This window comes from Streptomyces sp. UNOC14_S4, assembly GCF_020740835.1.
Lineage (GTDB): Bacteria > Actinomycetota > Actinomycetes > Streptomycetales > Streptomycetaceae > Streptomyces.
Genome location: NZ_JAINFC010000055.1, coordinates 1 through 23703, shown reverse-complemented (window position 1 = coordinate 23703; position 23703 = coordinate 1). Strand labels below are relative to the sequence as shown.

Sequence of the window (23703 nt, the reverse complement as noted above, 5' to 3'; positions counted from 1 at the left end):
GCCCCGCCCCCTCCACCGGACGTCGGCTGCCGGTAGGGGGCGCCTGCGTCCGCTGTCGGCTCTCCGCGCGTCCGGGGGGCGCGCCCCATCAGGGGCGCGGGGAACTGTGCGACAAGCCCCCACCGGGGGCGCACCCGCGCGCGCAGCGCAAGACGCCCCCCAGTAGGCGCAGCCGAAACACAGAGCCGCACCCGAACGGGCCCCGGCGGAGCCGAACAGGCAACCGGCGGAGCCCTACGCCGTGAACCTAAGACGGTTCTCAGAAACGCTCTGCAAAAGTGGGGCACCCGAAGAGACCGAAAGCCGCGCCGGAGGCGACATGGGTGAGATGACGGTGCTGGTCGTCGACGACGACCCCGACGTGAGGGCCGCCGTGGTCGACAGCCTCACCGTGGAGGGGTACGCCGTGGTCGACGCGGCGGACGGCCTCGCCGCCCTGTCCGCCGTCGCCGCGCACGCCCCCGCCGCCATCGTCCTCGACATCGCCATGCCCGTGCTGGACGGCCTCGCCGTGTGCCGGCGGCTGCGCGGGGTCGGGGACCGTACGCCCGTCCTCGTCCTGACCGCTCGCGATGCCGTTTCCGATCGGGTGGCGGGCCTGGACGCCGGTGCCGATGACTACCTCGTCAAGCCGTTCGCCCTGGACGAGCTCCTGGCCCGGCTCCGGGCGCTGCTGCGCCGGGCGCAGCCCGCCGAACCGGCCGAGGAGGCCGGTGAACTGGCCTTCGCCGATCTCGTCGTCGACCTGGCGACCCGGACCGGCAGGCGCGGTGACACCCCGCTCGAATTCACCCGCACCGAATTCGCCCTGCTGGAGGTGCTGATGCGGCACCCGGGGCAGGTGTTGCCGCGCGAGGTCATCCAGGAACGCGTCTGGGGCACCGACTTCGGTCCGGACTCCAATTCGCTGGCCGTGTACGTCGGTTATCTGCGGCGCAAGCTGGAGGCGGACGGTGCGCCCCGCCTCGTCCACACCGTGCACGGTGTCGGCTACCGGCTGGCCGAGCGATGAGGACCCTGCGGGCGCGGCTCCTGGGGCGGCGGCCTCTGCGGGCCCGGCTGGCGCTCGTCACCTCCGCCGCCGTCGCGGTCGTCGCTCTCGGCGTGCTTGTCGCCGCGTACGTCGTCATCCGCTACGAACTCGTGCGCCAGCTCGACCTCCAGCTGAAGCAGCAGGCCGGGATCATGGCGCAGCAGAGCCGAGGCGTCCACGACACCGGCGTTCTCTACGCCGAGTGCGGCTGGCTCGCGGCACCCGCCTGTGCGCAGATCGTCCCCACCGACCCGGCCGCGCCCGGCCAGAGCGGGCTGGTGCTGCCCGTCACCGGGGCCACGCGCCGCGTCGCGGAGGGCAGACTCGGCGAGTACTACAGCAACATCACCCTCAAGGGCCGCGACATGCGGATGTTCACGACCCGGATCAGGGACGGGCGGGCCCTCCAGGTCGCGGCCCGTTCCGACACGGTGGACCAGGGCGTACGGCAGGCGGGGCTGCTGCTCGCCGGGGTCGGCGGCGCCGGGGTCCTGCTCGCGGCGGGCCTCGGCTACTTCGCGTCCCGTACGTCCCTGAGGCCGGTGACCCGGCTCACGGCCACCGCCGAGCGCATCGCCGCCACCCGCGACCCGGCGCACCGCATCGAGCTGGCGCCCTACGAGGCGCGCCGCCAGGACGAGATCACCAGCCTCGCCACCAGCTTCAACACGATGCTCGGCGAGCTGGAGGAGGCCGTCGCCGCCCAGCGCAGGCTCGTCGCCGACGCCTCGCACGAGCTGCGCACCCCGCTGACGGCGCTGCGCACCAACGCCGAGCTCCTCGCCCGTGCCGACCGGCTCTCGCCCGCCCAGCGCGAGCGGGCCGCGGCCGCCCTGGGCCGCCAGCTCCGCGAGGTCACCGGCATGGTCAACGACCTCATCGAGCTCGCCCGGGACGAGGAGCCCCAGCAACTCGTCGAGCAGGTGCGCCTGGACCTGCTCGCCGCGCGCTGCGTGGAGGCCGCCCGCGGCCACTGGCCGGACACGCCCTTCACCGCCGACCTGGAAGGCGCGGGCTCCGTGACCGTCACCGGCGTCCCGTCCCGGCTCGCCCGGCTGCTGTCCAACCTGCTCGACAACGCGGCCAAGTTCAGCCCGGCCGGCGCGCTCGTCGAGGTGCGGCTGGAGCGTATGGAGCACGGGGTCGACCTGACGGTCCGCGACCACGGGCCTGGGATCGCCGCCGAGGACCTGCCGTACGTCTTCGACCGCTTCTACCGCTCCCGGCAGGCCCGCGCCCTGCCCGGCTCCGGCCTCGGGCTCGCCATGGCCCGGCAGATCGCCCGCGCCCACGGCGCCGAGCTGACGGCCGAACAGGCCGAGGCGGGCGGCGCCCGCTTCCGGCTGAGTTTTCCGGGTGCGTGATCGGAACGGGTGTGTGATCGGAACACGACGAAGGCCCCGGTCGTGATGACCGGGGCCTTCATTTCGAAGAGCGGACGACGAGACTCGAACTCGCGACATCCACCTTGGCAAGGTGGTGCTCTACCAACTGAGCTACGTCCGCATTCGCTCCGCGCTCTCGTGCGGTGCGGACACCACTATAGCCAACCCTGAGCACGTGCGAGACGCGCGGCCGCGTGACGGTTCTCCACGCCGAGCTTCGCGACGGCCGACGAGAGGTAGTTCCGGACCGTCCCCGGCGTCAGCGAGGCCCGCTCCGCGATCTCCGCCACGGGGGCCCCGTCCTCCGCCAGTTCCAGCAGTTCGGCCTCGCGCGCGGTCAGCGGCGAGTCGCCCGCGCTGATCGCGTCGGCCGCCAACTCCGGGTCCACATAGCGGCTTCCGGCGTGCACCGTGCGGATGATCTCGGCGAGCCGCTGGGCGGAGACGGTCTTCGGGACGAAACCCCGCACCCCCGCCTCCAGGGCCCGCTTCAGATGTCCGGGGCGGCCGTGACTCGTCACGATCATGGTGCGGCAGGAGGGCAGCTCGTCGCGCAGGGATGTGGCCACCGTCACACCGTCCGCCCCTGGCATTTGAAGATCCAGCACCGCGACGTCCGGCCGGTGGGCCCGAGCCATGGCCAGCGCCTCGGGGCCGGACGCGGCCTCCGCCACCACCTGGAGATCGTCCTCCAGCCCGAGCAGCGCGGCGAGCGCCCCCCGGATCAGGTGCTCGTCGTCCGCCAGCATCACTCGTACGGGGGGCTGCCCCGTGTTGACGCCGTCGCTCATGCTTCCCCTCCCGGAACGGCCGCGGCGGTGACCCGGGACCGCGCGCCGTCCTCCTCGGCCGCTCCGGCATCCGTCCCCGCCAGCGGTATCTCGGCCTTCACGCGGAACATGCGCGGTTCGCGGCGCTCCGCCGTCAGTGTGCCGTCCAGGGCCGCGAGCCGTTCCGTGAGTCCCGCGAGCCCCGAACCGCCGGTGCCCGGCTGCGGGGCCTTCTCCGGCACCCCGTCGTTCTCCATGACCAGGACCGCCGTCCCGTCGGTGATCCGCATCCGTACCGCGCAGCGCCGCGCGTCCGCGTGCCGCAGCACGTTCGTCGTCGCCTCGCGCACCACCCAGGCCAGAGCGGCCTGCACGGGCTGCGGCAGCGCGTCCTTCGTGGCGTCGTCGATACGGCACTCGATGCCCGCCGCCACGAGCACGCCCCGGGCTCCCGCCAGCTCGGTGTGCAGATCGGCCTCCCGGTATCCGCGCACCACCGCCCGGACCTCGCGCTGCGAGTCCCGGGCGATCCGCTGGACCTCCTCCATGTGCTGCAGCGCGTCGGCGGAGCCCCGCCGCGCCAACTGCACCGCGAGCTCGCTCTTGAGCGCGATCACCGCGAGGTTGCGGCCCATGACGTCGTGCAGATCGCGCGAGAACCGCAGCCGCTCCTCCGCCACGGCCAGCTTTGCCTGTGCGGTACGGGCCTCCTCCAGCTCCCACAGCACCGCGAGGAACCACGCCGAGGTGCGCATCACGGACAGGCTCCACAGCGCGCTGAAGACGGTGAACGCCCCGATGATCACCGCACCCACCACCGTGCCGCCCATCAGGGCGATCGCGGCGGTCAGGGCCACCGCCACCAGGAGGGAGACGCCGAGATACCGGCGGATGCGGGTGACGACGCTGAACGAGCCGAAGACGATCAAGCTGCTGGCCTGGAGCATCAGGCCCGAGGTCGTAATGTGCGCCGCGCCCTCGACCAGGACCTTCACGACGTAGAGGCCTATGAAGGCCACGTACAGCACCGTGGAGAAGGCCAGCCCCCGCCAGGGAACGGGCTGTTTCCGCAGATAGTGGTCGAGGCACCGCCGCGACAGAACGATGTGGTGCGTGCAGTGGACGAGGCTGATTCCCAGCAGAACCCACCCCAGGACGAGGCTGGGCCCGCCCAGCAACTGGAACCCATTGGTCGCCGGAAAGAGGAACGGCACCACGCACACGGTCACCCGCGTATAGAAGTCGACCTGCTCGACCCGGCTCCACTTCCGCCAGTCCCGCAGCCGCTTGCGCTTGCGCTCGCCCACGCGCGCCCGCCCCCCCCGTCACCCGTCGTCCCTCACCCGCTCCCCGGCATCCGGGGAACCGGTCTCACCTGCGCGGTTCCCAGCGGAACCACCGACGTACAGCAAACACGCCCAGCGCCACCCAGACCAGCGCGGTCACCAGATGCTGTATCGCATCGCCCGCGGACATCCCGCCGAGCCAGCCGCCGCGCATCAGCTGCATCGCCGGGGTGAGCGGCAGCAGCTCGCAGACCCGGGCGAGGCCGTCGGGCATGATCTCCAGCGGGACGACCAGTCCCGAACCGAGCATCGTGATCAGGAACATCGGCGTCGTGACGAACCCCGCGCCCTCGACCGACTTGGCCCACGCGGCCGTCGCCCCCGCCAGCAGGATGCACAGGGCTATGCCCGATATGAGCCCGGCCAGCAGCAGTTCGGGCCGCTCCACCATGCCCAGCTTCAGCCAGACGACGCCCGCCGCCACCAGCAGCACGCACTGGACCAGGGCCACGATCACCGCCGGGACGGCCGTGCCCGCCAGGATCTCCAGGTCGCCCGCCTCGCCCGTGCGCAGCCGCTTGAGGACGAGCTCCTCGCGCCGCGCGACGTACGCGGTGACCAGGTTCTGGTAGACGGCGAAGACCAGGACGAAGCCGAAGCCGCCGGTCATCGACACCTCGGCGACCGACATCCCCGTCTTGTCGAGGTTCGCCCCGCCGATCGCGCTGTGCATCGCGTAGATCATCACGGCGGGCATCAGCAGCCCCATGTAGAGCGCGGTCTTGCTCCGCCCGAGCAGCGTCAGCTCGGCCCGGCCCAGCGCCACCACCCGCGATATCGAGGTGCTCCGCGGCGTCGCGTCCGCTGTCGTCGTCGCCATCACGCGGCCCTCCCCGCGGCCGTGGCCGCGCTCTCCCGCGAGCTCTCGCCCGCTATCGCCAGGAACGCCTCCTCCAGGGAAGCCGTCCGCGCGTCGAGACCCTCCAGCTCGACGTCCTTCTCCCGTGCCCAGAGCAGCAGTCCGGTCAGCGTCCGCTGGAGCTCGTGCGTCTGGAGCTCTATCCGGCCGTTCTGCTCCTCGTGCCGTGTGACCCCCAGCTCCGCGAGCGGCGGCAGGTCGCCCACGAACCAGCCCACCGGCATCGCGAAGCGGATGCGGGAGGGGTAGGAGCCGATGACCTCGCCGGGTGCCCCGGCCGTCACGATCTCGCCCGCGCGCATGATCGCGACCCGGTCGGCGAGGGCCTCGGCCTCCTCCAGGTAGTGCGTGGTGAGCAGCACGGTGGTGCCCTCCGCCCGCAGCGCGCGCACCAGCTCCCAGGTCATGTGCCGCGCCTCGGGGTCCAGGCCCGTGGTCGGCTCGTCGAGGAACAGCACCTCGGGCCTGCCCAGCAGGGCCAGCGCGAGGTCGAGCCGCCGCTTCTCACCGCCGGAGAGCTGCTTGACCCGTACGTCGCGGCGGTCCGCGAGCCGCACCATGCCGAGCGCCTCGTCGGCCGGCCGCGCCCCCGTGGTGATGCCCGCCCACATCCGGACCGTCTCCGCGACGGTCAGATCCGAGGGGAAGCCGCCCTCCTGGAGCATCACCCCCGTCCGCGGCCGGACCGCGGCCCGATCCGCGTACGGATCGTGGCCCAGCACCCGTACCTGCCCCCCGGTCGGCCGGGCCAGGCCCTCCAGCAGCTCGACCGTGGAGGTCTTGCCCGCGCCGTTCGTGCCCAGCAGGGCGAACAGCTCGCCGCGCCCCACGGTGAAGGAGACGCCCCGCACCGCCTCGAAGCCCTTTTCCCCCTCGGGGCCGTAGCGACGGCGCAGCCCCGAGACCTCGATCACACTGTCCCCGATGTCCATGATCCAAGCCTCCCGCCGGTTCCGGCCCGGGGGCAGTGCGAGCTGTCATGACCTCGGATGACGAATGTCATCAGGGATCGTTCCGCGGAGGAAGGCCGGAGGAAGGACGGGGGAAGGCTGGAGGAACGACGAAGGCCCCGGTCGCGATGACCGGGGCCTTCATTCTCTGAGCGGACGACGAGACTCGAACTCGCGACATCCACCTTGGCAAGGTGGTGCTCTACCAACTGAGCTACGTCCGCATTGCTGCCGACCGGCTTTCACCGGGCGGTGCGAACACCACTCTACCGGACTCCGAGGAGTGGTCGGTACGTGGTGAGAGCGGGTGACAGGAATCGCACACTGCGCCTCCCTCTTGGAAAGAGGGCGCTCTACTACTGAGCTACACCCGCATGTCGACCGCCGGCCCACTGATGTGGACGGCAGACGATCAGAGCGGGTGACAGGAATCGCACACTGCGCCTCCCCCTTGGAAAGGGGGCGCTCTACTACTGAGCTACACCCGCATGACCCCGAAGTCCCGGCGGTTTCCCGTCCGTTCCCCTCGGCGTGATCATCACTCTAGCGGATCAACGGGGCTGCTTGGCAACTCGGCGGTCCACCGGGCGGCCGCCGGGGGTTCACCGTCCGGCCCCCGGTGGCCCGTCGGCCCGGTCCGGTGCTCAGCCGGCCTCGTTGAACGCCTCGTAGACGCGCTTGGGGATACGGCCGCGCGGCGGGACGTCCATCCCGTGGGAGCGGGCCCAGGCGCGCACCGCCGAGGGGTCCGGCGCGACCGAGGTGCGGCGGTAGACCTTCCCCGAGCGGGACTGCTTGCGGCCGGCGTCCACATAGGGAGTGAGGAGGGCGCGCAGTTTCTTTGCATTGGCGGTGTTGAGGTCGATCTCGTACGACTTGCCGTCGAGGCCGAAGGAGACCGTCTCCGCGGCTTCCCCGCCGTCGATGTCATCGGAGAGCGTGACCACTACGCGCTGTGCCACGAATATGGGTCCTTTCCGCGGGCGACACCACGGGTGAGCTGCGGTGCCGCGAGGTTCCAGTTGTTCCGGATCAATGATTATTCATTTGTACAACGAAGGCCATTGCAAATGGAAGCCCAGTTAATTCCGCCAGCGTGGCCGTCGGCAATCAGGACCGTACATTTTTCCCGGGATTTTCCCCGGATTCTTCCTGTGTCGATGCGTAAACGTAACAGGACCCGTCTCATATCTATGCGCGTAGATTTTTTGGCGCTGTACTCTGGCCACACCGCTTCAGCTCACGCACCACACACCGGGAGTGCCAGTGGCACGCGTCGTAGTCGACGTCATGCTCAAGCCGGAGATCCTCGACCCGCAGGGGCAGGCGGTGCAGCGCGCGCTGCCTCGCCTGGGTTTCGAGGGGATCGCCGACGTCCGTCAGGGCAAGCGCTTTGAACTCGAAGTCGAGGGACCGGTCGACGAGGCCGCCCTCGCCCGCATCCATGAGATGGCGGAAACGTTTCTCGCCAACACCGTGATCGAGGACTTCACCGTGCGGGTCGACTCGTGACCGCGCGCGTCGGAGTCGTCACCTTCCCCGGCACGTTGGACGACCGTGACACCCAACGCGCCGTCCGCATCGCCGGATTGGAAGCCGTGCCGCTCTGGCACCGGGACAAGGACCTCAAGCAGGTCGACGCCGTGGTCCTGCCCGGCGGCTTCTCCTACGGCGACTACCTGCGGGCGGGCGCGATCTCCCGCTTCTCGCCGGTGATGGAGTCCGTCATCGGCCAGGCGAAGTCCGGGATGCCCGTCCTCGGGATCTGCAACGGCTTCCAGGTGCTCACCGAGTCGCACCTGCTGCCCGGCGCGATGCTCCGCAACAACCACCTGCACTTCATCTGCCGCGACCAGAAGCTGCGGGTGGAGAACGCGAACACCGCCTGGACGACCGACTACGAGGCGGGCCAGGAGATCTCCGTCCCGCTGAAGAACATCGACGGCCGTTACGTGGCCGACGAGCGCACCCTCGACGAGCTCGAGGCCGAGGGCCGCGTCGCCTTCCGCTACCTGGACGGCAACCCCAACGGCTCGCTGCGGGACATCGCGGGCATCACCAACGCCGAGGGCAACGTCGTCGGCCTGATGCCGCACCCCGAGCACGCGGTCGAGCCGCTCATCGGCACCGGCCGCACGGACGGCCTCGGTTTCTTCACGTCGATCCTCAAGAAGCTGGTCAACGCATGAGCCTCGACACCGTCAAGCACGCCGCCGAGACCCCGGAGGACGCCCAGCCGTGGGCCGAACTCGGGCTCAAGGAGGACGAGTACGCGCGCATCCGCGAGATCCTCGGCCGCCGCCCGACCGGCGCCGAGCTCGCCATGTACTCCGTCATGTGGTCGGAGCACTGCTCGTACAAGAGCAGCAAGGTCCACCTCCGCCAGTTCGGCGAGAAGGCCCCCGAGAACGACGCGCTCCTCGTCGGCATCGGCGAGAACGCCGGTGTCGTCGACGTCGGCCAGGGCTACGCGGTCACCTTCAAGGTCGAGTCGCACAACCACCCCTCGTACATCGAGCCCTACCAGGGCGCGGCCACCGGCGTCGGCGGCATCGTCCGCGACATCCTCGCGATGGGCGCCCGCCCGGTCGCCGTCATGGACCCGCTGCGCTTCGGCGCCGCCGACCACCCCGACACCAAGCGCGTCCTGCCGGGCGTCGTCGCGGGCATCGGCGGCTACGGCAACTGCCTGGGCCTGCCGAACATCGGCGGCGAGGTCGTCTTCGACGCCTGCTACCAGGGCAACCCGCTGGTCAACGCCCTGTGCGTGGGTGTGATGAAGCACGAGGACATCCACCTCGCGAAGGCCTCCGGCGCGGGCAACAAGGTCATCCTCTACGGCGCCCGCACGGGCGGCGACGGCATCGGCGGCGTGTCCGTGCTCGCCTCCGAGACCTTTGACGCTGCAGGCAATAGCGCCTCCGGCGCGGGCAAGCCCACCAAGCGTCCCGCCGTCCAGGTCGGCGACCCCTTCCAGGAGAAGCTCCTCATCGAGTGCACCCTGGAGATCTTCCGCGAGAACCTGGTCGACGGCATCCAGGACCTCGGCGGCGCCGGTCTCTCCTGCGCCACCAGCGAGCTGGCCAGCGCCGGTTCGGGCGGCATGCGCGTCGAGCTCGACCGCGTCCCGCTGCGCGACGCGACCCTCTCGCCCGAGGAGATCCTCATGAGCGAGTCGCAGGAGCGCATGTGCGCCGTCGTCGAGCCCGGCAAGGTCGACCGCTTCCTGGAGATCTGCGAGAAGTGGGACGTCATCGCCACCGTCATCGGTGAGGTCACCGACGGCGAGCGGCTGGAGATCTTCTGGCACGGCGAGCAGATCGTGGACGTACCGCCGCGTACGGTCGCCCACGAGGGCCCGGTCTACGAGCGCCCGTACGCCCGCCCCGAGTGGCAGGACGCCCTCCAGGCCGACGACGCGAACAAGCTGGCCCGGCCGGAGACCGCCGAGGAGCTGCGCGAGCAGGTCCTGAAGGTGGTCGCCTCCCCGAACCAGGCGTCCAAGTCCTGGATCACCGACCAGTACGACCGGTTCGTGCAGGGCAACACGGTGCTGGCACAGCCGGAGGACTCCGGCATGGTCCGCATCGACGCCGGGACCAACCTCGGTGTCGCCGTGGCCACGGACGGCAACGGCCGCTACGCGAAGCTCGACCCGTACACGGGCGCGCAGCTCGCGCTGGCGGAGTCCTACCGCAACGTCGCCGCGACCGGTGCCCGCCCGCTCGCCATCTCCAACTGCCTCAACTTCGGTTCGCCCGAGGACCCGGCGGTGATGTGGCAGTTCGCCGAGGCCACGCGCGGTCTCGCCGACGGCTGCCTCACGCTGGGCACCCCGGTGACCGGCGGCAACGTCTCGCTCTACAACCAGACGGGCGAGACGGCCATCCACCCGACCCCGGTGGTCGCGGTCCTCGGTGTCATCGACGATGTCGAGCGCCGCACGCCGATGGCCTTCCGCGAGGAGGGGCAGCTGCTCTACCTGCTCGGCGACACCCGCGAGGAACTGGGCGGTTCCGCCTGGTCGCAGGTGATCCACGACCACCTGGGCGGGCTGCCGCCGAAGGTGGACCTGGAGCGGGAGCGGCTGCTCGCCGAGATCCTCATCTCGGCCTCGCGCGACGGCATGATCGACGCGGCGCACGACCTCTCGGACGGCGGCCTCGTCCAGGCCGTGACCGAGTCCTGCCTGCGCGGAGGAACGGGCGCGCGCCTGGTCGTCCCGGACGGCCTGGACGCGTTCACCTTCCTCTTCTCCGAGTCGGCGGGACGGGCCGTGGTGTCCGTACCGCGCAGCGAGGAGCTCCGCTTCTCCGACATGTGCGGTGCGCGGGGGCTGCCCGCGACGCGGATCGGCGTGGTGGACGGCGAATCCCTCGACGTCCAGGGCCACTTCGAGCTGCCGCTGGCCGAGCTGCGCGCGGCGCACGAGGCGACGATCCCGGCCCTGCTGGCCTGACCCCTCCCCGGGGCTCCGCCCCGGACCCCGGCGCCCACCGGGCTGCGGCCTGAGCTCTCGCTCGCGACCGCGGCCCGGTGGGGGTTCCTCGCGCAGTTCCCCGCGCCCCTTGCAGGGGCTGCGCCCCGTCAGGGGCGCGGGGAACTGCGCGACCAGCCACAACGGACCCGCAGCCGCGCGCCGAGCGCAAGTGGCAACCCGGTAGGCGCGAGCCAGGCGGCTAGGGTCACCGCATGGCAACCCCGCGTCAACGCTCACGCCCCCGCAAATACGACCTCGCCAAGACAACAGCCGCCGTCAAGGCGCAGCTGACAAACATCCGCACCGTCGTCGCCGCGCTCGACGAAGGGCAGTTCGGCTTGCCCACTCGCCTCCCCGGCTGGACGGTAAGGGAGTTGGTGGCGCACATCGCCCTCGCCGGTGCCGCCGTCGTCAACCGCAATCTCGAACAACCCCCGGCCCCCGCGCAGGAGATCATCGCCGCGCAGTGGCCCGAGGCGGTGACCGTCATGGTGGGGCACGCCGACGAAATGGCGCGCAAGGCCGCCGCGGAGACGGAGCCGCTCACGCTGATCGACGGCATCGCCGAGAAGTTCGCCGTACTGACGGCCGACGCCGCCCCCGACCGGCTGCTCGCGGCGCGCTCCGGGGCGATGCGGCTGGACGACTTCCTGGCCACGCGCTGCGTCGAACTCGCCGTCCACACCGACGATCTCGCGGCCGCGCTCGGCACGGAGATCCCGTGCGACCGCCATGTCCTGGCCACGGCCTGCCGGGTGCTGGCGGACGCGCTCGCCGCGCAGGCGCCGGGCGGCTCGGTGGAGGTGCGTATTCCGCCGTTTGCAGTCGTGCAGTGCATCGAAGGGCCCAGGCACACCCGCGGCACGCCGCCCAACGTCGTGGAGACCGACGCGCGGACGTGGCTGCGCCTCGCGACGGGCCGTACGGACTGGGCGGCGGCCCTCGACGAGGCGGCGGTCGCGGCCAGTGGTGAACGGGCCGATCTCTCCGCCCACTTGCCGCTGCTCAGATGATGCTCAGATGAGCGCGCGACCACGGAGTGTCGCCCCACCGTGCGCGCCGGTCACATGGCGGTGCGAAGTGTGAGCTATCCCTGGTCATCCCCGGTTCGGATGAACCACGCGACTGCCATAGACTCGGTTACGTGCCTCGTGGTGATGGACGACTCAACCACGACCTGCTCCCCGGCGAGAAGGGCCCCCAGGACGCTTGCGGCGTCTTCGGTGTCTGGGCTCCGGGCGAAGAGGTCGCCAAGCTCACCTATTTCGGGTTGTATGCCCTGCAGCACCGCGGACAGGAGTCCGCGGGCATCGCAGTGAGCAACGGCTCCCAAATTCTCGTCTTCAAGGACATGGGACTTGTTTCCCAGGTCTTCGACGAGACTTCCCTCAGCTCTCTCCAGGGCCATATCGCGGTCGGCCACGCCCGCTACTCCACCACCGGTGCCTCGGTGTGGGAGAACGCGCAGCCGACCTTCCGGGCGACGGCCAACGGTTCGATCGCGCTCGGTCACAATGGCAATCTGGTGAACACCGCGGAACTCGCGGAAATGGTCGCCGCCCTCCCCCGGGAGAACGGCCGGGCCACCCAGGTCGCGGCGACCAACGACACCGATCTGGTCACCGCCCTGCTCGCGGGCCAGACCGATGCCGACGGCAAGCCGCTGACGATCGAGGAAGCGGCCACCAAGGTCCTCCCGGACGTCAAGGGCGCCTTCTCGCTCGTCTTCATGGACGAGCACACCCTCTACGCCGCCCGTGACCCGCAGGGCATCCGCCCGCTCGTCCTCGGCCGCCTGGAGCGCGGCTGGGTGGTGGCCTCCGAGACGGCCGCCCTGGACATCTGCGGTGCCGCGTTCGTCCGCGAGGTCGAGCCCGGCGAGCTCGTCGCCATCGACGAGCAGGGGGTGCGCACCTCCCGCTTCGCCGAGGCCCGGCCCAAGGGCTGTGTCTTCGAGTACGTCTACCTCGCGCGCCCCGACACCGACATCGCGGGCCGCAACGTCTACCTCTCCCGGGTCGAGATGGGCCGCAGGCTCGCCGTCGAGGCCCCGGTCGAGGCCGACCTGGTGATACCGACCCCGGAGTCCGGCACGCCCGCCGCCGTCGGCTACGCCGAGGCCAGCGGCATCCCGTACGGCGCGGGCCTGGTGAAGAACTCGTACGTGGGCCGGACCTTCATCCAGCCCAGCCAGACCATCCGCCAGCTCGGCATCCGGCTCAAGCTGAACCCGCTGAAGGAGGTCATCCGCGGCAAGCGGCTGGTGGTCGTCGACGACTCCATCGTCCGCGGCAACACCCAGCGGGCCCTGGTGCGGATGCTGCGCGAGGCGGGCGCGGCCGAGGTGCACGTACGCATCTCCTCGCCGCCCGTGAAGTGGCCCTGCTTCTTCGGCATCGACTTCGCCACCCGCGCCGAGCTGATCGCCAACGGGATGACCGTCGAGGAGATCGGCAAGTCGCTCGGCGCCGACTCGCTCGCCTACATCTCGCTCGACGGCATGGTCGAGGCGACCGCCATCGCCAAGCCGAACCTGTGCCGGGCCTGCTTCGACGGGGAGTACCCGATGGAGCTGCCCGACCCCGAGCTGCTCGGCAAGCAGCTGCTGGAGACCGAGCTGGCCGGTGGCACGGACGCCGCCGACGCGCTCCGTCGCCCGTAACGCTCCGTAGTAACAAGACGACACGAAAGTTCACAGCATGTCTGCGACCACCGGTGCCAGCTACGCAAGCGCGGGCGTCGACATCGAAGCCGGCGACCTCGCCGTCGAGCTCATGAAGAAGTGGGTCAAGAAGGCCACCCGCCCGGAGGTCGTCGGCGGCCTCGGCGGCTTCGCCGGGCTCTTCGACGCCAGTGCCCTCAAGCGCTACGAGCGCCCGCTGCTCGCCTCCGCGACCGACGGCGTCGGCACGAAGGTCGACATCGCGCGCCGGATGGGGGTCTACGACACCATCGGCCACGACCTCGTCGGCATGGTCGTCGACGACCTGGTGGTCTGCGGCGCCGAGCCGCTGTTCATGACCGACTACATCTGTGTCGGCAAGGTCCACCCCGAGCGGGTCGCGGCCATCGTCAAGGGCATCGCCGAGGGCTGCGTCCTCGCGGGCTGCGCGCTGGTCGGCGGCGAGACCGCCGAGCACCCCGGGCTGCTCGGCGCGGACGAGTTCGACGTGGCCGGGGCCGGCACGGGCGTGGTCGAGGCCGACCGGCTGCTGGGCGCGGATCGCATCCGTACGGGTGACGCGGTCATCGCGATGGCCTCCTCCGGACTTCACTCGAACGGGTACTCGCTGGTCCGCCATGTGCTGTTCGACCGGGCGGGCTGGGCGCTGGAGCGGGAGGTGCCCGAGTTCGGCCGCACGCTCGGCGAGGAGCTGCTGGAGCCCACCAGGATCTACTCGCTCGACTGCCTGGCCCTCACCCGTACGGCCGAGGTGCACGCCTTCTCGCACATCACCGGTGGCGGGCTCGCCAACAACCTCGCCCGGGTGATCCCGGACGGGCTGCACGCCACCGTCGACCGCTCCACCTGGGCGCCGGGCGCGGTCTTCGGGCTGGTCGGCGAGCTGGGGCAGGTGGCACGCCCCGAGCTGGAGAAGACCCTCAACATGGGCGTCGGCATGATCGCCGTCGTGCCGCAGGAGTCCGTGGAGGTGGCCCTGGCCACCTGTGCCGACCGTGGCGTCGACGCCTGGGTGGCGGGTGAGATCACCGAGCGCGGTGACCACGCCGAGGCCGTGGCCCTGACCGGTGACTACGCGAGCTGACGCACGACGCGTCACCACCGGCCCCGGGGCGGCTCCGTCCTCCGGGGCCGGTCGAGTCATGCCTTCCGCCCGGTCGCGGACAAGCACGCGAACCAGCACGCCGCGGACAGCACAGAAACCGGTCCGAGGGCATCCCTCGGACCGGTTCAGTGGGAGTTACGGCGTCAAGCGCGGCGACGGTAGGCGGAGGAGGAGTGGTCGGACTCCTGCTCGTCCTCGTCCTCGACGTTGTAGCGATCCGCGTACTGAGCGTACGGATCGTCGTCCAGCTCATCGTCCTTGTCGAGCGGCTCGCTGTTCAGCGGCTGCTTCGTCGTCGGCGATGCGCCCAGCTCATCAGCCAGACGTGAGAGGTCGGTCCCGCCGCTGTTGTACTTCAGCTGGCGGGCGACCTTTGTCTGCTTGGCCTTGGCCCGGCCGCGCCCCATGGCTCGACCCCCTCAGTGACGGGGCTCGACGGCCCCAGAGTCTTGACACGCGTTCACGATCATGAGTCAGAGCGGACCCTCGGTGAGGTGTCCGGCCTGTAGGACTTCAACGGTACCTGCTTCCGCGGCCATACGGTACGTCGCCCGCATGACGTGCCACGGAGCACAACCCGAGGGGAGCCCCGTCCCCGCTGGTCAGCTGCGATTTTAACGTGTCCTGTGCGCCGACCCGCCGAGGGGTGGTGAGGGATCTCTCGCTCGCCGTCCCCGCACAGCGGCCTGTGGAGACCGCTGTGCGGATACCGAGCGTACGGGCGGATCACCGTCCGTGGCCCTGACTCTCTACCCGCCGGTATTAACGCTCGGCGGCGGCGCGCGCCTCCGCCATGCGCTGTTCGGCGATCCGGTCGGCCGCGACGGCGGGCGGGATGCCGTCCGCCTTGGCGCGGTCGAAGATGGCCAGGGTCGTGGCGAAGATCTCGTTCGCCTTGGCCTTGGCCCGGTCGAAGTCGAAACCGTTCAGCTCGTCGGCGACCTGGATCACGCCACCGGCGTTCACCACGTAGTCCGGCGCGTAGAGGACGCCGCGGTCGGCGAGGTCCTTCTCGACACCCGGATGGGCGAGCTGGTTGTTGGCCGCGCCGCAGACCACGGAGGCGGTCAGGGCCTTCACCGTCCCGTCGTCCAGCGCGCCGCCCAGCGCGCAGGGCGCGTAGACGTCGAGGGGGCTGCGCACCAGGATGTCCGCGGTGGCCACGGTGGTCACCCCGGGGTGCCGGGCGGCGATCCGCTCGACGGCCTCGGCGCGCACATCGGTGATCACGACCTCGGCGCCGTCCTGGACCAGGTGCTCGACCAGGTGGTGGCCCACCTTGCCGACGCCCGCGACGCCCACCCGGCGGCCGCGCAGCGTCGGCTCGCCCCACGTGGCCTGCGCGGCGGCGCGCATGCCCTGGAAGACGCCGAAGGCCGTGAGCACGGAGGAGTCGCCCGCGCCGCCGTTCTCGGGGGAGCGCCCGGTGGTCCAGCGGCACGTGCGCGCCACGACGTCCATGTCCTGTACGTACGTGCCGACGTCGCACGCGGTGACATAACGGCCGCCGAGCGAGGCCACGAAACGTCCGTAGGCGAGCAGCAGCTGCTCGGATTTCACCGTTTCGGGGTCACCTATGATCACGGCCTTGCCGCCGCCGTGGGGGAGCCCGGCCAGGGCGTTCTTGTAGGACATCCCGCGGGAGAGGTTGAGCGCGTCCAGCACCGCGGCCTCCTCGGAGGCGTACGGGTAGAAGCGGGTGCCGCCCAGGGCCGGACCCAGGGACGAGTCGTGGACGGCGATGACGGCCTTCAGGCCGCTCTCGCGGTCCTGGCAGAGCACGACCTGCTCGTGACCGCCCTGGTCGGACCGGAAGAGGGTGTGCAGCACGCCTTCGGAGGCGTCGTGAGGACGTACGTCAGTCACTGTGGTGACTCCATATGTCGCGGAGGTCGCCCTCCGGGGGTGGTGGAGGGCCGGTTGGGACGAGGGTAGGGCCAAAGGGCCCGCCGGACCGGTGCGGTGCCGAGGATCACTCTCCCGGGGTGCCGTGCCGTGGGACGATCGGGGCGGTGCGGGGGAGGTCCGGGCAACTCCCCGGAGGGTCCAGGCGGTTCGAGGGAGCGGGGTGTGGGGTTGGCGTCTTCGGTGACTGTCCCGTACGCGGCGTATCTACGGGTCTACGAGCCCCTCGGCGCCTTCCCGGAGCCGGAGCGCGGCCACTGGGCGCGCTACGCCCGCAGGGACGCCCTCCCGGGGGCCCAGGAGGAGCTCCGCCGCTCGCTCGCCGACCTGCTGCCCACGCCGCCCGTGCCGGTCCCCGTGCACGAGAGCGCGGACGCGTTCGTGGCGTACGTGGACGGCGTGGTGTGCGTCTGCCCGTGGCGCACCCGGCTGCGGGGCTGGCTGGCCCTGGGGGAGCTGGCGGAGGCGCTGCCCGCGCCCGTCCTGGACGCGGCGCTGCCGCCCGTGGTGCGCCGCCAGGCGGAGGCGGACTACGAGCGCTGGCAGCTGCGCAACCCCGACGCCCGCCCGTGGATCCGCACGGCGACCTGGCAGGTGCCGCTGCGCTGGTTCGTGCTCTTCGCGGACGAGGAGCGGGAGTACGGCAAGGGCGAGGGGCCCGACGGCGGGGCGCCCGTGCTGCGCTACCGCACCCCGATGGTGGAGGCGAGGCGCCGGGTGGCCAGGGGGCTGCGGACGCTCAAGGACGCCATCGACGAGGGGCCGCTGATCGACGGCCTGGTGGACGTGGGGCGCTGGCTGGAGGAGTTCCACCCGCGCTCGCTGGTGGAGCTCGATTACGGCGGCCTGGTGCACATGGTGCCCGAGGCCGACCTCGCCGAGGACCACTCGGCCGGCGACACCGCCGAGGGGCTGGCCGCGCTGCGCCGGGGTGACGGCGCGCGGGCGGGCGAGGTGTACGAGAGGCTGACGGAGCGTTGGAGCGCCGTGCGGAACCGGCAGTATGCGAACTGAAGGCGGGCTGAAGGTGGGCTGAAGGTGAGCCTGCGCGTGCCGCGGCGACCCGGCGACGCGATGCGGTCTGATATCAACCCAATGCCAACCGATACGGATCGCTGATGTGAACCGTTGTGAACTGTTGTGGACCGATGTGAACTGATGTGAACTGACCCCGGCGTCCGGGAATTGAGGGACGATCGGGGCTGCTGTGAAATCGGTGGAGGACCTAGGTCCCGATCCGGGCCATTGCGGCAACCGTGACCTAACGCACTTACGTCAGGTCTTGCGCCCATCGCCCATCCTCATGGCAAAATAGGACAAGGAGTCCGGGAAGGGTTCCTTCCGCCCAACTAAGGGCGGATAGATCGGTATTGCACTCTTCGGCGGGTCTGGTGACCCCTGATCCCCTTGTGACTGATCGTCACGGCGGAGTAACTGTCCGCTATGGCACGGTCCATCGGCTTCCGTCGAGGTTGAACACCTGAGAGGGCAATTCCATCGGTTTGGCCGACGTGGCTGGACAGATGGTGTAGTTGTAGTGCCGAGGACAAGCCGTTCGTCCTATAACCGACTCGGCCCGCGTCCGCCATTTCGGGCAACGCGGGTCAAGGTGCAGAATTTAGAGGAAAGAACCGACTCCACGTCCGGTTCTCCCGAGGAGGCCGCTCATGACCGCTCGCACCCCTGATGCCGAGCCGCTGCTGACCCCGGCTGAGGTTGCCACGATGTTCCGCGTGGACCCGAAGACCGTGACCCGCTGGGCCAAGGCAGGCAAGCTCACGTCCATCCGTACCCTCGGAGGACACCGCCGCTACCGCGAAGCGGAGGTCCGTGCCCTGCTGGCGGGCATTCCGCAGCAGCGCAGCGAGGCCTGAACGACCGCACAGCGCACTGCCGGGCGGTTTCCGGGGCCCCCAACCCGGATGACCGACCGGATCGCAGCACCTGAGTTTTAAACGACAGCGGGATCTGCCCCAACAGATCCCTCGCCCACCGACTTGGGCAAGTCGTCGATCGCGCCGGACTCCGCCGAGTCCGGCGCGATCTTTTTATACCCGCGCGTTATGGGCTGCGAGGCCGTCGTGGGCCGCCGTAGGCCGTCGTGGGTCGCCGTGGGCCTCCACGGGCCCGCGGCGCCCGCTCGCCGGACGGGTGGGAGGCGGGACGCGATGATGTCCGCCGCCCTCTTTCGGGGGAGGTGCAATTGCACATATTAAATTGACCCGTTGTGAGGGAGGGGTAAGTTCCGTCACCACGGAAACTCTTTCGGTGACTCCTGTCACAGTGCGACGGGGTTGTCACTCACCGTGCCCTGCGGTAGGGGGCGGCGGGCGGAGCCGGCGCCCGGTGCTGCCCCAAGCGTGGCATCCGACTGCCCCCGCCGCAGCCGCCGTTGGTCCCCCGGGAGAGGGCCTTAGGTCCCGGCCCGGCCCGGCGCCCCCTTGGCCGCGGCGGCGGCCTCCTGGGCGAGCCGCAGCAGGCGGTGGCACACCGCGCAGTGGCGGGTCAGATGGCGGTAGCCGGAGGCGGCGGCGAGATGGGCGCGCAGCAGTGCCCTCGTCTCGTGCCGGATGGCCTCGGTCCGTTTCGGCTCGGTCCCGGTGGTCGTCGTCATGGAGCGCAGCACCTCCACTGCCTGGGTACCCCTGGCACGTGTCTCAGTCAAGGTCGCGCAGAAACTCATCGGAAACTCGTCCGAACTCGCCGCGATATGGCGCCGAAACACACACAGGGGCGCGGGCCTTCGCGCGGGCCTGGGGGGAGGCGCGTGAGAGGAGTGCTGTCGAAGCGGCCGTGGCACCGCGCAGCGCGGATGGCTTGCGTGCACAGCAGCGAGGCCCGCATCCATCCGGATGCGGGCCTCGACCTTACTGCGGTCCTGACGGGATTTGAACCCGCGGCCTCCACCTTGACAGGGTGGCGAGCACTCCAAACTGCTCCACAGGACCTTGCTGCGTTCCCACTTCCGTGGGGCTGCGAAAGAGACTCTACAGCAGGTCAGGGGGTGCGGTCGAACCTGCTCGGAGTGACGTACCCCGCACGTACCCCGCACCGGGCCGGATCGGGTTCCCGGCCCGTTCCCGGCCCGGCGCGGTGCGGGTCTCTCAAGGGGCGCTCAGGGGGCACTCAAGGGGCCAGCTTGTCGATCGCCTTCACGATCCGCTTGTCCGACACCGGGTAGGCGGTGCCCAGCGCGTGCGCGAAGTAGCTCACTCGCAGCTCCTCGATCATCCAGCGCACCTCCCGTACCTCCTGCGGCACTGGACGGCCCGTGGGGAACTGCTCCAGCAGCCACGCGTACTCGTCCTGCATCTCCTTCACCTTCGCCATGCGCGCGCGGTCGCGCTCGGCGTTGGTCGGGAGCTGGGTCAGCCGCCGGTCGGCCGCGACCAGGTAGCGCAGCAGGTCGGGGAGCCGGCGTACGCCGTGCGCGGTCACGAAGCCGGGCCGGATCAGCTCGGCCAGCTGCTCCTTGACGTCCGTGAGCGAGGAGACCAGCACCGGGCTCGTGGTCGCCTTCAGCCTGCGCTCGCACGCCTGCCAGGCCGCCAGCACCTCCTGCACCCTGCGGATCGTGTCCAGCGTCGCGTCGACGATGTCCGCCCGCACCGCGTCGAAGAGCTTGCGGAAGGACTCCTCGTCCCACGCGGGACCGCCGCGCGCCGCGATCAGCTTGTCCGCCGCACCGGCCACACAGTCCTCGAAGAGGGCCTGGATGGACCCGTGGGGATTGCGGGACAGGGCGAGCTTCTGCTGGTTGCTCAGCTTGTCCTGGGCGAACTTCGCGGGGTTCGAGGGTAGGTTGAGCAGGATGAGGCGGCGCGTGCCCCGCCACATCGCCTCGCGCTGCTCCTCCTCGGTGTCGAAGAGCCGCACCGCGACCGAGGCGCCCTCGTCCACCAGCGCGGGATACGCCTTGACCGGCTGCCCCGCGCGCCGGGTCTCGAACGTGCGCTGGAGCGTGCCGATCGTCCACTGGGTGAGGCCCGAGCGCTGCTCCGGTCCCCGGGCCGCGCCGCCCTCGCCCTGGCCCGCGCCGCCCCCGGAGGCGGCGGCCTGCTCGAAGGCCTTGGTGATGGCGGCCTGCGTCTTCGGCTTGAGCCTCAGCCGCAGGGCCTCCAGGTCCTTGTCCTCCGCGATCTTGCGCTTGCGCTCGTCAATGATCCGGAAGGTGATCTTCAGGTGGTCGGGCACCTTGCCGAGGTCGAAGTCCCCGGGCTCCACCGGCACGCCCACCATGCGCTTCAGCTCCCGGCTCAGCACGGTGGTGAGCGGCTCCTGGACCGGGACGGCACGCTCCAGGAACGCCTTGGCGTAGTTCGGCGCGGGCACGTAGTTCCGGCGGACCGGCTTGGGCAGCGAGCGGATCAGCTCGGTGACCAGGTCCTCGCGCAGACCGGGGATCTGCCAGTCGAAGCCCTCCGCGGAGACCTGGTTGAGCACCTGGAGCGGGATGTGGACGGTCACACCGTCCGCGTCCGCGCCGGGCTCGAACTGGTAGGTCACCCTGAACTTCAGCCGGCCCTGCCGCCACGCGTCCGGGTAGTCGTCCTTGGTGACCGCCTCGGCGTTCTCGTTGATGAGCATGGAGTGCTCGAAATTGAGCAGCTCCGGCTCTTCCCGGCGCTTGTGCTTCCACCACGAGTCGAAATGCGCACCCGATACGACATGCTCCGGGAGCCGCTGGTCGTAGAAGTCGAAGAGCGTCTCGTCGTCGACCAGGATGTCCCGGCGGCGGGCCCGGTGCTCCAGCTCCTCGACCTCGCCGAGCAGCTTGCGGTTGTCGTGGAAGAACTGGTGGTGCGTCCGCCAGTCGCCCTCCACCAGGGCATTGCGGATGAAGAGCTCACGGCTCGTCTCCGGGTCGATGCGCCCGTAATTGACCTTCCGCTGGGCCACGATCGGCACGCCGTACAGCGTCACCCGCTCGTACGCCATCACGGCCGCCTGCTTCTGCTCCCAGTGCGGCTCGCTGTAATTGCGCTTCACCAGATGGGCGGCGAGCGGCTCGATCCACTCCGGCTCGACCTTGGCGTTCACCCGGGCCCACAGCCGCGAGGTCTCCACCAGCTCCGCCGACATCACCCAGCGCGGCTGCTTCTTGAACAGCGCGGACCCCGGGAAGACCGCGAATTTGGCGCTGCGGGCCCCCAGGTATTCGTTCTTCTCGGTGTCCTTCAGACCGATGTGCGACAGCAGACCCGCCAGCAGCGACTGGTGGACGCGGTCCTCCGGGGCGTCCTCCTCGGCGATGTGGACGCCCATCTGCTTGGCGACCGTCCGCAGCTGCGCGTAGATGTCCTGCCACTCGCGTATCCGCAGATAGTTCAGGAACTCCGACTTGCACATGCGGCGGAACGCGGACGACGAGAGCGTCTTCTGCTGCTCGCGCACATAGCGCCACAGATTCAGGAACGCGAGGAAATCGCTCGTCTCGTCCTTGAACCGGGCGTGCTGCTGATCGGCCTGCGCCTGCTTCTCCGAGGGCCGCTCCCGCGGGTCCTGGATCGACAGCGCCGCCGCGATCACCATGACCTCGCGGACGCAGCCGTTGCCGTCGGCCTCCAGCACCATGCGGGCCAGCCGCGGGTCCACCGGCAGCTGCGACAGCTTCCGGCCGAGCGGGGTCAGCCGCTTCCTGTGGTCCTTCTCCTGGGGGTCGAGCGCGCCCAGCTCGTGGAGCAGGTCGACGCCGTCCTTGATGTTCCGCCGGTCCGGCGGGTCGATGAACGGGAACCGCTCGATGTCACCGAGCCCGGCGGCCGTCATCTGGAGGATGACCGAGGCCAGGTTCGTCCGCAGGATCTCGGCGTCCGTGAACTCCGGCCGGGAGAGGAAGTCCTCCTCCGAGTACAGCCGGATGCACACGCCGTCGCTCGTACGGCCGCAGCGGCCCTTGCGCTGATTCGCGCTGGCCTGCGAGACCGGCTCGATCGGCAGCCGCTGGACCTTGGTGCGGTGGCTGTAGCGCGAGATGCGGGCGAAGCCGGGGTCGATGACGTACTTGATGCCCGGGACGGTCAGGGACGTCTCGGCGACGTTCGTGGCGAGGACGATACGGCGGCCCGAGTGCCGCTGGAAGACGCGGTGCTGCTCGGCGTGCGACAGGCGCGCGTACAGCGGCAGGATCTCCGTGCTCTGCGCCAGGGCGCCGCCGGCGCGGGTGAACTTCTTCTCCAGCGCGTCCGCCGTGTCGCGGATCTCCCGCTCGCCGGAGAGGAAGACGAGTATGTCCCCGTCGCCCTCCCGCCGGAGCTCATCCACCGCGTCGCAGATCGCCGTGATCTGGTCGCGGTCGGATTCGGCCGACTCCTCTTCCAGCAGCGGCCTGTACCGCACCTCCACCGGGTACGTACGCCCGCTGACCTCGATGATCGGCGCGTCGCCGAAGTGCCGCGAGAAGCGCTCCGGGTCGATGGTCGCCGACGTGATCACGACCTTGAGGTCGGGGCGGCGCGGCAGCAGCTGGGCCAGATAGCCGAGGATGAAGTCGATGTTGAGGCTGCGCTCGTGCGCCTCGTCGATGATGATCGTGTCGTACGCGCGCAGCTCGCGGTCCGTCTGGATCTCCGCGAGCAGGATGCCGTCCGTCATCAGCTTGACGTGCGTGTCGGCGCCCACCTGGTCCGTGAAGCGGACCTTCCAGCCGACCGACTCGCCCAGCGGCGTGCGCAGCTCCTCGGCGACCCGCTCCGCGACCGTGCGGGCGGCGATACGGCGGGGCTGCGTGTGCCCGATGAGCCCGCGGACGCCGCGGCCCAGCTCCAGACAGATCTTGGGGATCTGGGTGGTCTTGCCGGAGCCCGTCTCACCGGCGACGATCACCACCTGGTGATCGCGGATCGCCGCGAGGATCTCGTCCTTCTTCTGGCTGACCGGCAGCTGATCGGGGTAGGTGACCGCGGGAACGGAGGACCGGCGGCTCGCGATCCGGGCCTCGGCCTGTTCGATCTCGCCCGCGATCTCGGCGAACACGGCCGAACGGGCCTCGGGCTTACGGATCCGGCGCGCGCCGTCCAGCCTGCGGCCGAGCCGCTGCGCATCGCGCAGGGAGAGCTCGGGCAGACGCGCGGCGAGGTCGGCGAGTACGGAGGCAGGCTGCGTAGACATACGAAGTCCAGGATCGCACCGCGCGGCGCGAAGCGGCGAATGTATTAAGGGGCGGTCGGTGGTGGCCGGTGGTCGGG

The 23703-nt window shown here is 70.5% G+C and carries 19 protein-coding genes and 5 tRNA genes; 10 read left to right on the top strand and 14 right to left on the bottom strand.

Features of this window, described 5'->3' with window-relative positions:
- Positions 1 to 319: 319 nt before the first annotated feature.
- Together K6I34_RS07735 and K6I34_RS07730 are read left to right on the top strand one after the other, a co-directional pair.
- On the top strand, positions 320 to 1012 hold the full coding sequence (locus K6I34_RS07735; protein WP_229323526.1) for a response regulator transcription factor: 693 nt from the start codon (positions 320 to 322) through the stop codon (positions 1010 to 1012).
- A complete protein-coding gene (locus K6I34_RS07730) occupies positions 1009 to 2397 on the top strand; it encodes a cell wall metabolism sensor histidine kinase WalK (protein WP_229323524.1) in 1389 nt (462 codons plus the stop codon). Before K6I34_RS07735 ends, K6I34_RS07730 begins: the two co-directional genes overlap by 4 nt.
- A 69-nt stretch (positions 2398 to 2466) precedes the next feature.
- Here K6I34_RS07730 and K6I34_RS07725 read toward each other — a convergent pair.
- The 9 genes from K6I34_RS07725 to K6I34_RS07685 all read right to left on the bottom strand — a co-directional run bounded on the left by K6I34_RS07725 (position 2467) and on the right by K6I34_RS07685 (position 7305).
- Positions 2467 to 2539 (bottom strand) — tRNA-Gly (locus K6I34_RS07725).
- A gap of 34 nt (positions 2540 to 2573) precedes the next feature.
- Positions 2574 to 3209, bottom strand: a complete 636-nt coding sequence (locus tag K6I34_RS07720; RefSeq protein ID WP_229323522.1) for a response regulator transcription factor — start codon at positions 3207 to 3209, stop codon at positions 2574 to 2576.
- Positions 3206 to 4495, bottom strand: coding sequence for a sensor histidine kinase (locus tag K6I34_RS07715; protein WP_229323520.1), 1290 nt, complete (start codon positions 4493 to 4495; stop codon positions 3206 to 3208). Before K6I34_RS07715 ends, K6I34_RS07720 begins: the two co-directional genes overlap by 4 nt.
- Before the next feature lie 64 nt (positions 4496 to 4559).
- Entirely contained in the window at positions 4560 to 5354 is a 795-nt protein-coding gene (locus K6I34_RS07710; protein ID WP_229323518.1) for an ABC transporter permease, read from the bottom strand.
- Positions 5354 to 6325 carry an ABC transporter ATP-binding protein gene (locus tag K6I34_RS07705; RefSeq protein ID WP_229323516.1) on the bottom strand — a complete coding sequence of 324 codons (972 nt, stop codon included), beginning with the start codon at positions 6323 to 6325 and terminating at the stop codon, positions 5354 to 5356. Before K6I34_RS07705 ends, K6I34_RS07710 begins: the two co-directional genes overlap by 1 nt.
- A gap of 169 nt (positions 6326 to 6494) precedes the next feature.
- A tRNA-Gly gene (locus tag K6I34_RS07700) sits at positions 6495 to 6567 on the bottom strand.
- 78 nt (positions 6568 to 6645) lie between these two features.
- Positions 6646 to 6717, bottom strand: a tRNA-Gly gene (locus tag K6I34_RS07695).
- A 42-nt stretch (positions 6718 to 6759) separates the two neighbouring features.
- Positions 6760 to 6831 (bottom strand) — tRNA-Gly (locus tag K6I34_RS07690).
- Between the two features lie 156 nt (positions 6832 to 6987).
- Complete coding sequence (locus K6I34_RS07685; RefSeq protein ID WP_229323514.1) at positions 6988 to 7305, bottom strand: Lsr2 family protein; 318 nt, start codon at positions 7303 to 7305, stop codon at positions 6988 to 6990.
- Between the two features lie 304 nt (positions 7306 to 7609).
- On the opposite strand from K6I34_RS07685, the gene purS reads away from it, so the two are divergent.
- The 6 genes from purS to purM all read left to right on the top strand — a co-directional run bounded on the left by purS (position 7610) and on the right by purM (position 14590).
- A complete protein-coding gene (gene purS / locus K6I34_RS07680; protein WP_042151546.1) occupies positions 7610 to 7855 on the top strand; it encodes a phosphoribosylformylglycinamidine synthase subunit PurS in 246 nt (81 codons plus the stop codon).
- A complete protein-coding gene (gene purQ / locus K6I34_RS07675; protein ID WP_229323512.1) occupies positions 7852 to 8532 on the top strand; it encodes a phosphoribosylformylglycinamidine synthase subunit PurQ in 681 nt (226 codons plus the stop codon). Before purS ends, purQ begins: the two co-directional genes overlap by 4 nt.
- Positions 8529 to 10802, top strand: a complete 2274-nt coding sequence (purL, locus tag K6I34_RS07670) for a phosphoribosylformylglycinamidine synthase subunit PurL (protein ID WP_229323510.1) — start codon at positions 8529 to 8531, stop codon at positions 10800 to 10802. Before purQ ends, purL begins: the two co-directional genes overlap by 4 nt.
- A gap of 233 nt (positions 10803 to 11035) precedes the next feature.
- Entirely contained in the window at positions 11036 to 11836 is an 801-nt protein-coding gene (locus K6I34_RS07665) for a maleylpyruvate isomerase family mycothiol-dependent enzyme (RefSeq protein ID WP_229323508.1), read from the top strand.
- Positions 11837 to 11967: 131 nt separating this feature from the next.
- Positions 11968 to 13485, top strand: a complete 1518-nt coding sequence (gene purF / locus K6I34_RS07660; protein WP_229323506.1) for an amidophosphoribosyltransferase — start codon at positions 11968 to 11970, stop codon at positions 13483 to 13485.
- 37 nt (positions 13486 to 13522) lie between these two features.
- Positions 13523 to 14590 carry a phosphoribosylformylglycinamidine cyclo-ligase gene (gene purM, locus K6I34_RS07655; protein ID WP_229323504.1) on the top strand — a complete coding sequence of 356 codons (1068 nt, stop codon included), beginning with the start codon at positions 13523 to 13525 and terminating at the stop codon, positions 14588 to 14590.
- 164 nt (positions 14591 to 14754) lie between these two features.
- On the opposite strand, the gene K6I34_RS07650 is transcribed toward purM, so the two are convergent.
- Both K6I34_RS07650 and K6I34_RS07645 read right to left on the bottom strand, forming a co-directional pair.
- Entirely contained in the window at positions 14755 to 15018 is a 264-nt protein-coding gene (locus tag K6I34_RS07650; RefSeq protein WP_229323503.1) for a DUF3073 domain-containing protein, read from the bottom strand.
- A 355-nt stretch (positions 15019 to 15373) separates the two neighbouring features.
- On the bottom strand, positions 15374 to 16477 hold the full coding sequence (locus tag K6I34_RS07645) for a Glu/Leu/Phe/Val dehydrogenase dimerization domain-containing protein (RefSeq protein WP_308293975.1): 1104 nt from the start codon (positions 16475 to 16477) through the stop codon (positions 15374 to 15376).
- A gap of 204 nt (positions 16478 to 16681) precedes the next feature.
- Between K6I34_RS07645 and K6I34_RS07640 the strand changes: the two genes are divergently transcribed.
- Both K6I34_RS07640 and bldC read left to right on the top strand, forming a co-directional pair.
- Positions 16682 to 17530, top strand: a complete 849-nt coding sequence (locus tag K6I34_RS07640) for a hypothetical protein (RefSeq protein ID WP_229323501.1) — start codon at positions 16682 to 16684, stop codon at positions 17528 to 17530.
- A gap of 653 nt (positions 17531 to 18183) precedes the next feature.
- Positions 18184 to 18390: a developmental transcriptional regulator BldC gene (gene bldC / locus K6I34_RS07635; protein WP_003949541.1), complete on the top strand. Its 207-nt coding sequence runs from the start codon at positions 18184 to 18186 to the stop codon at positions 18388 to 18390.
- Between the two features lie 539 nt (positions 18391 to 18929).
- Here bldC and K6I34_RS07630 read toward each other — a convergent pair.
- The 3 genes from K6I34_RS07630 to hrpA all read right to left on the bottom strand — a co-directional run bounded on the left by K6I34_RS07630 (position 18930) and on the right by hrpA (position 23626).
- Entirely contained in the window at positions 18930 to 19130 is a 201-nt protein-coding gene (locus K6I34_RS07630) for a DUF6274 family protein (RefSeq protein WP_229323499.1), read from the bottom strand.
- Between the two features lie 259 nt (positions 19131 to 19389).
- A tRNA-Asp gene (locus K6I34_RS07625) sits at positions 19390 to 19464 on the bottom strand.
- Positions 19465 to 19642: 178 nt separating this feature from the next.
- A complete protein-coding gene (gene hrpA, locus K6I34_RS07620) occupies positions 19643 to 23626 on the bottom strand; it encodes an ATP-dependent RNA helicase HrpA (RefSeq protein ID WP_229323498.1) in 3984 nt (1327 codons plus the stop codon).
- Between the last annotated feature and the right edge of the window lie 77 nt (positions 23627 to 23703).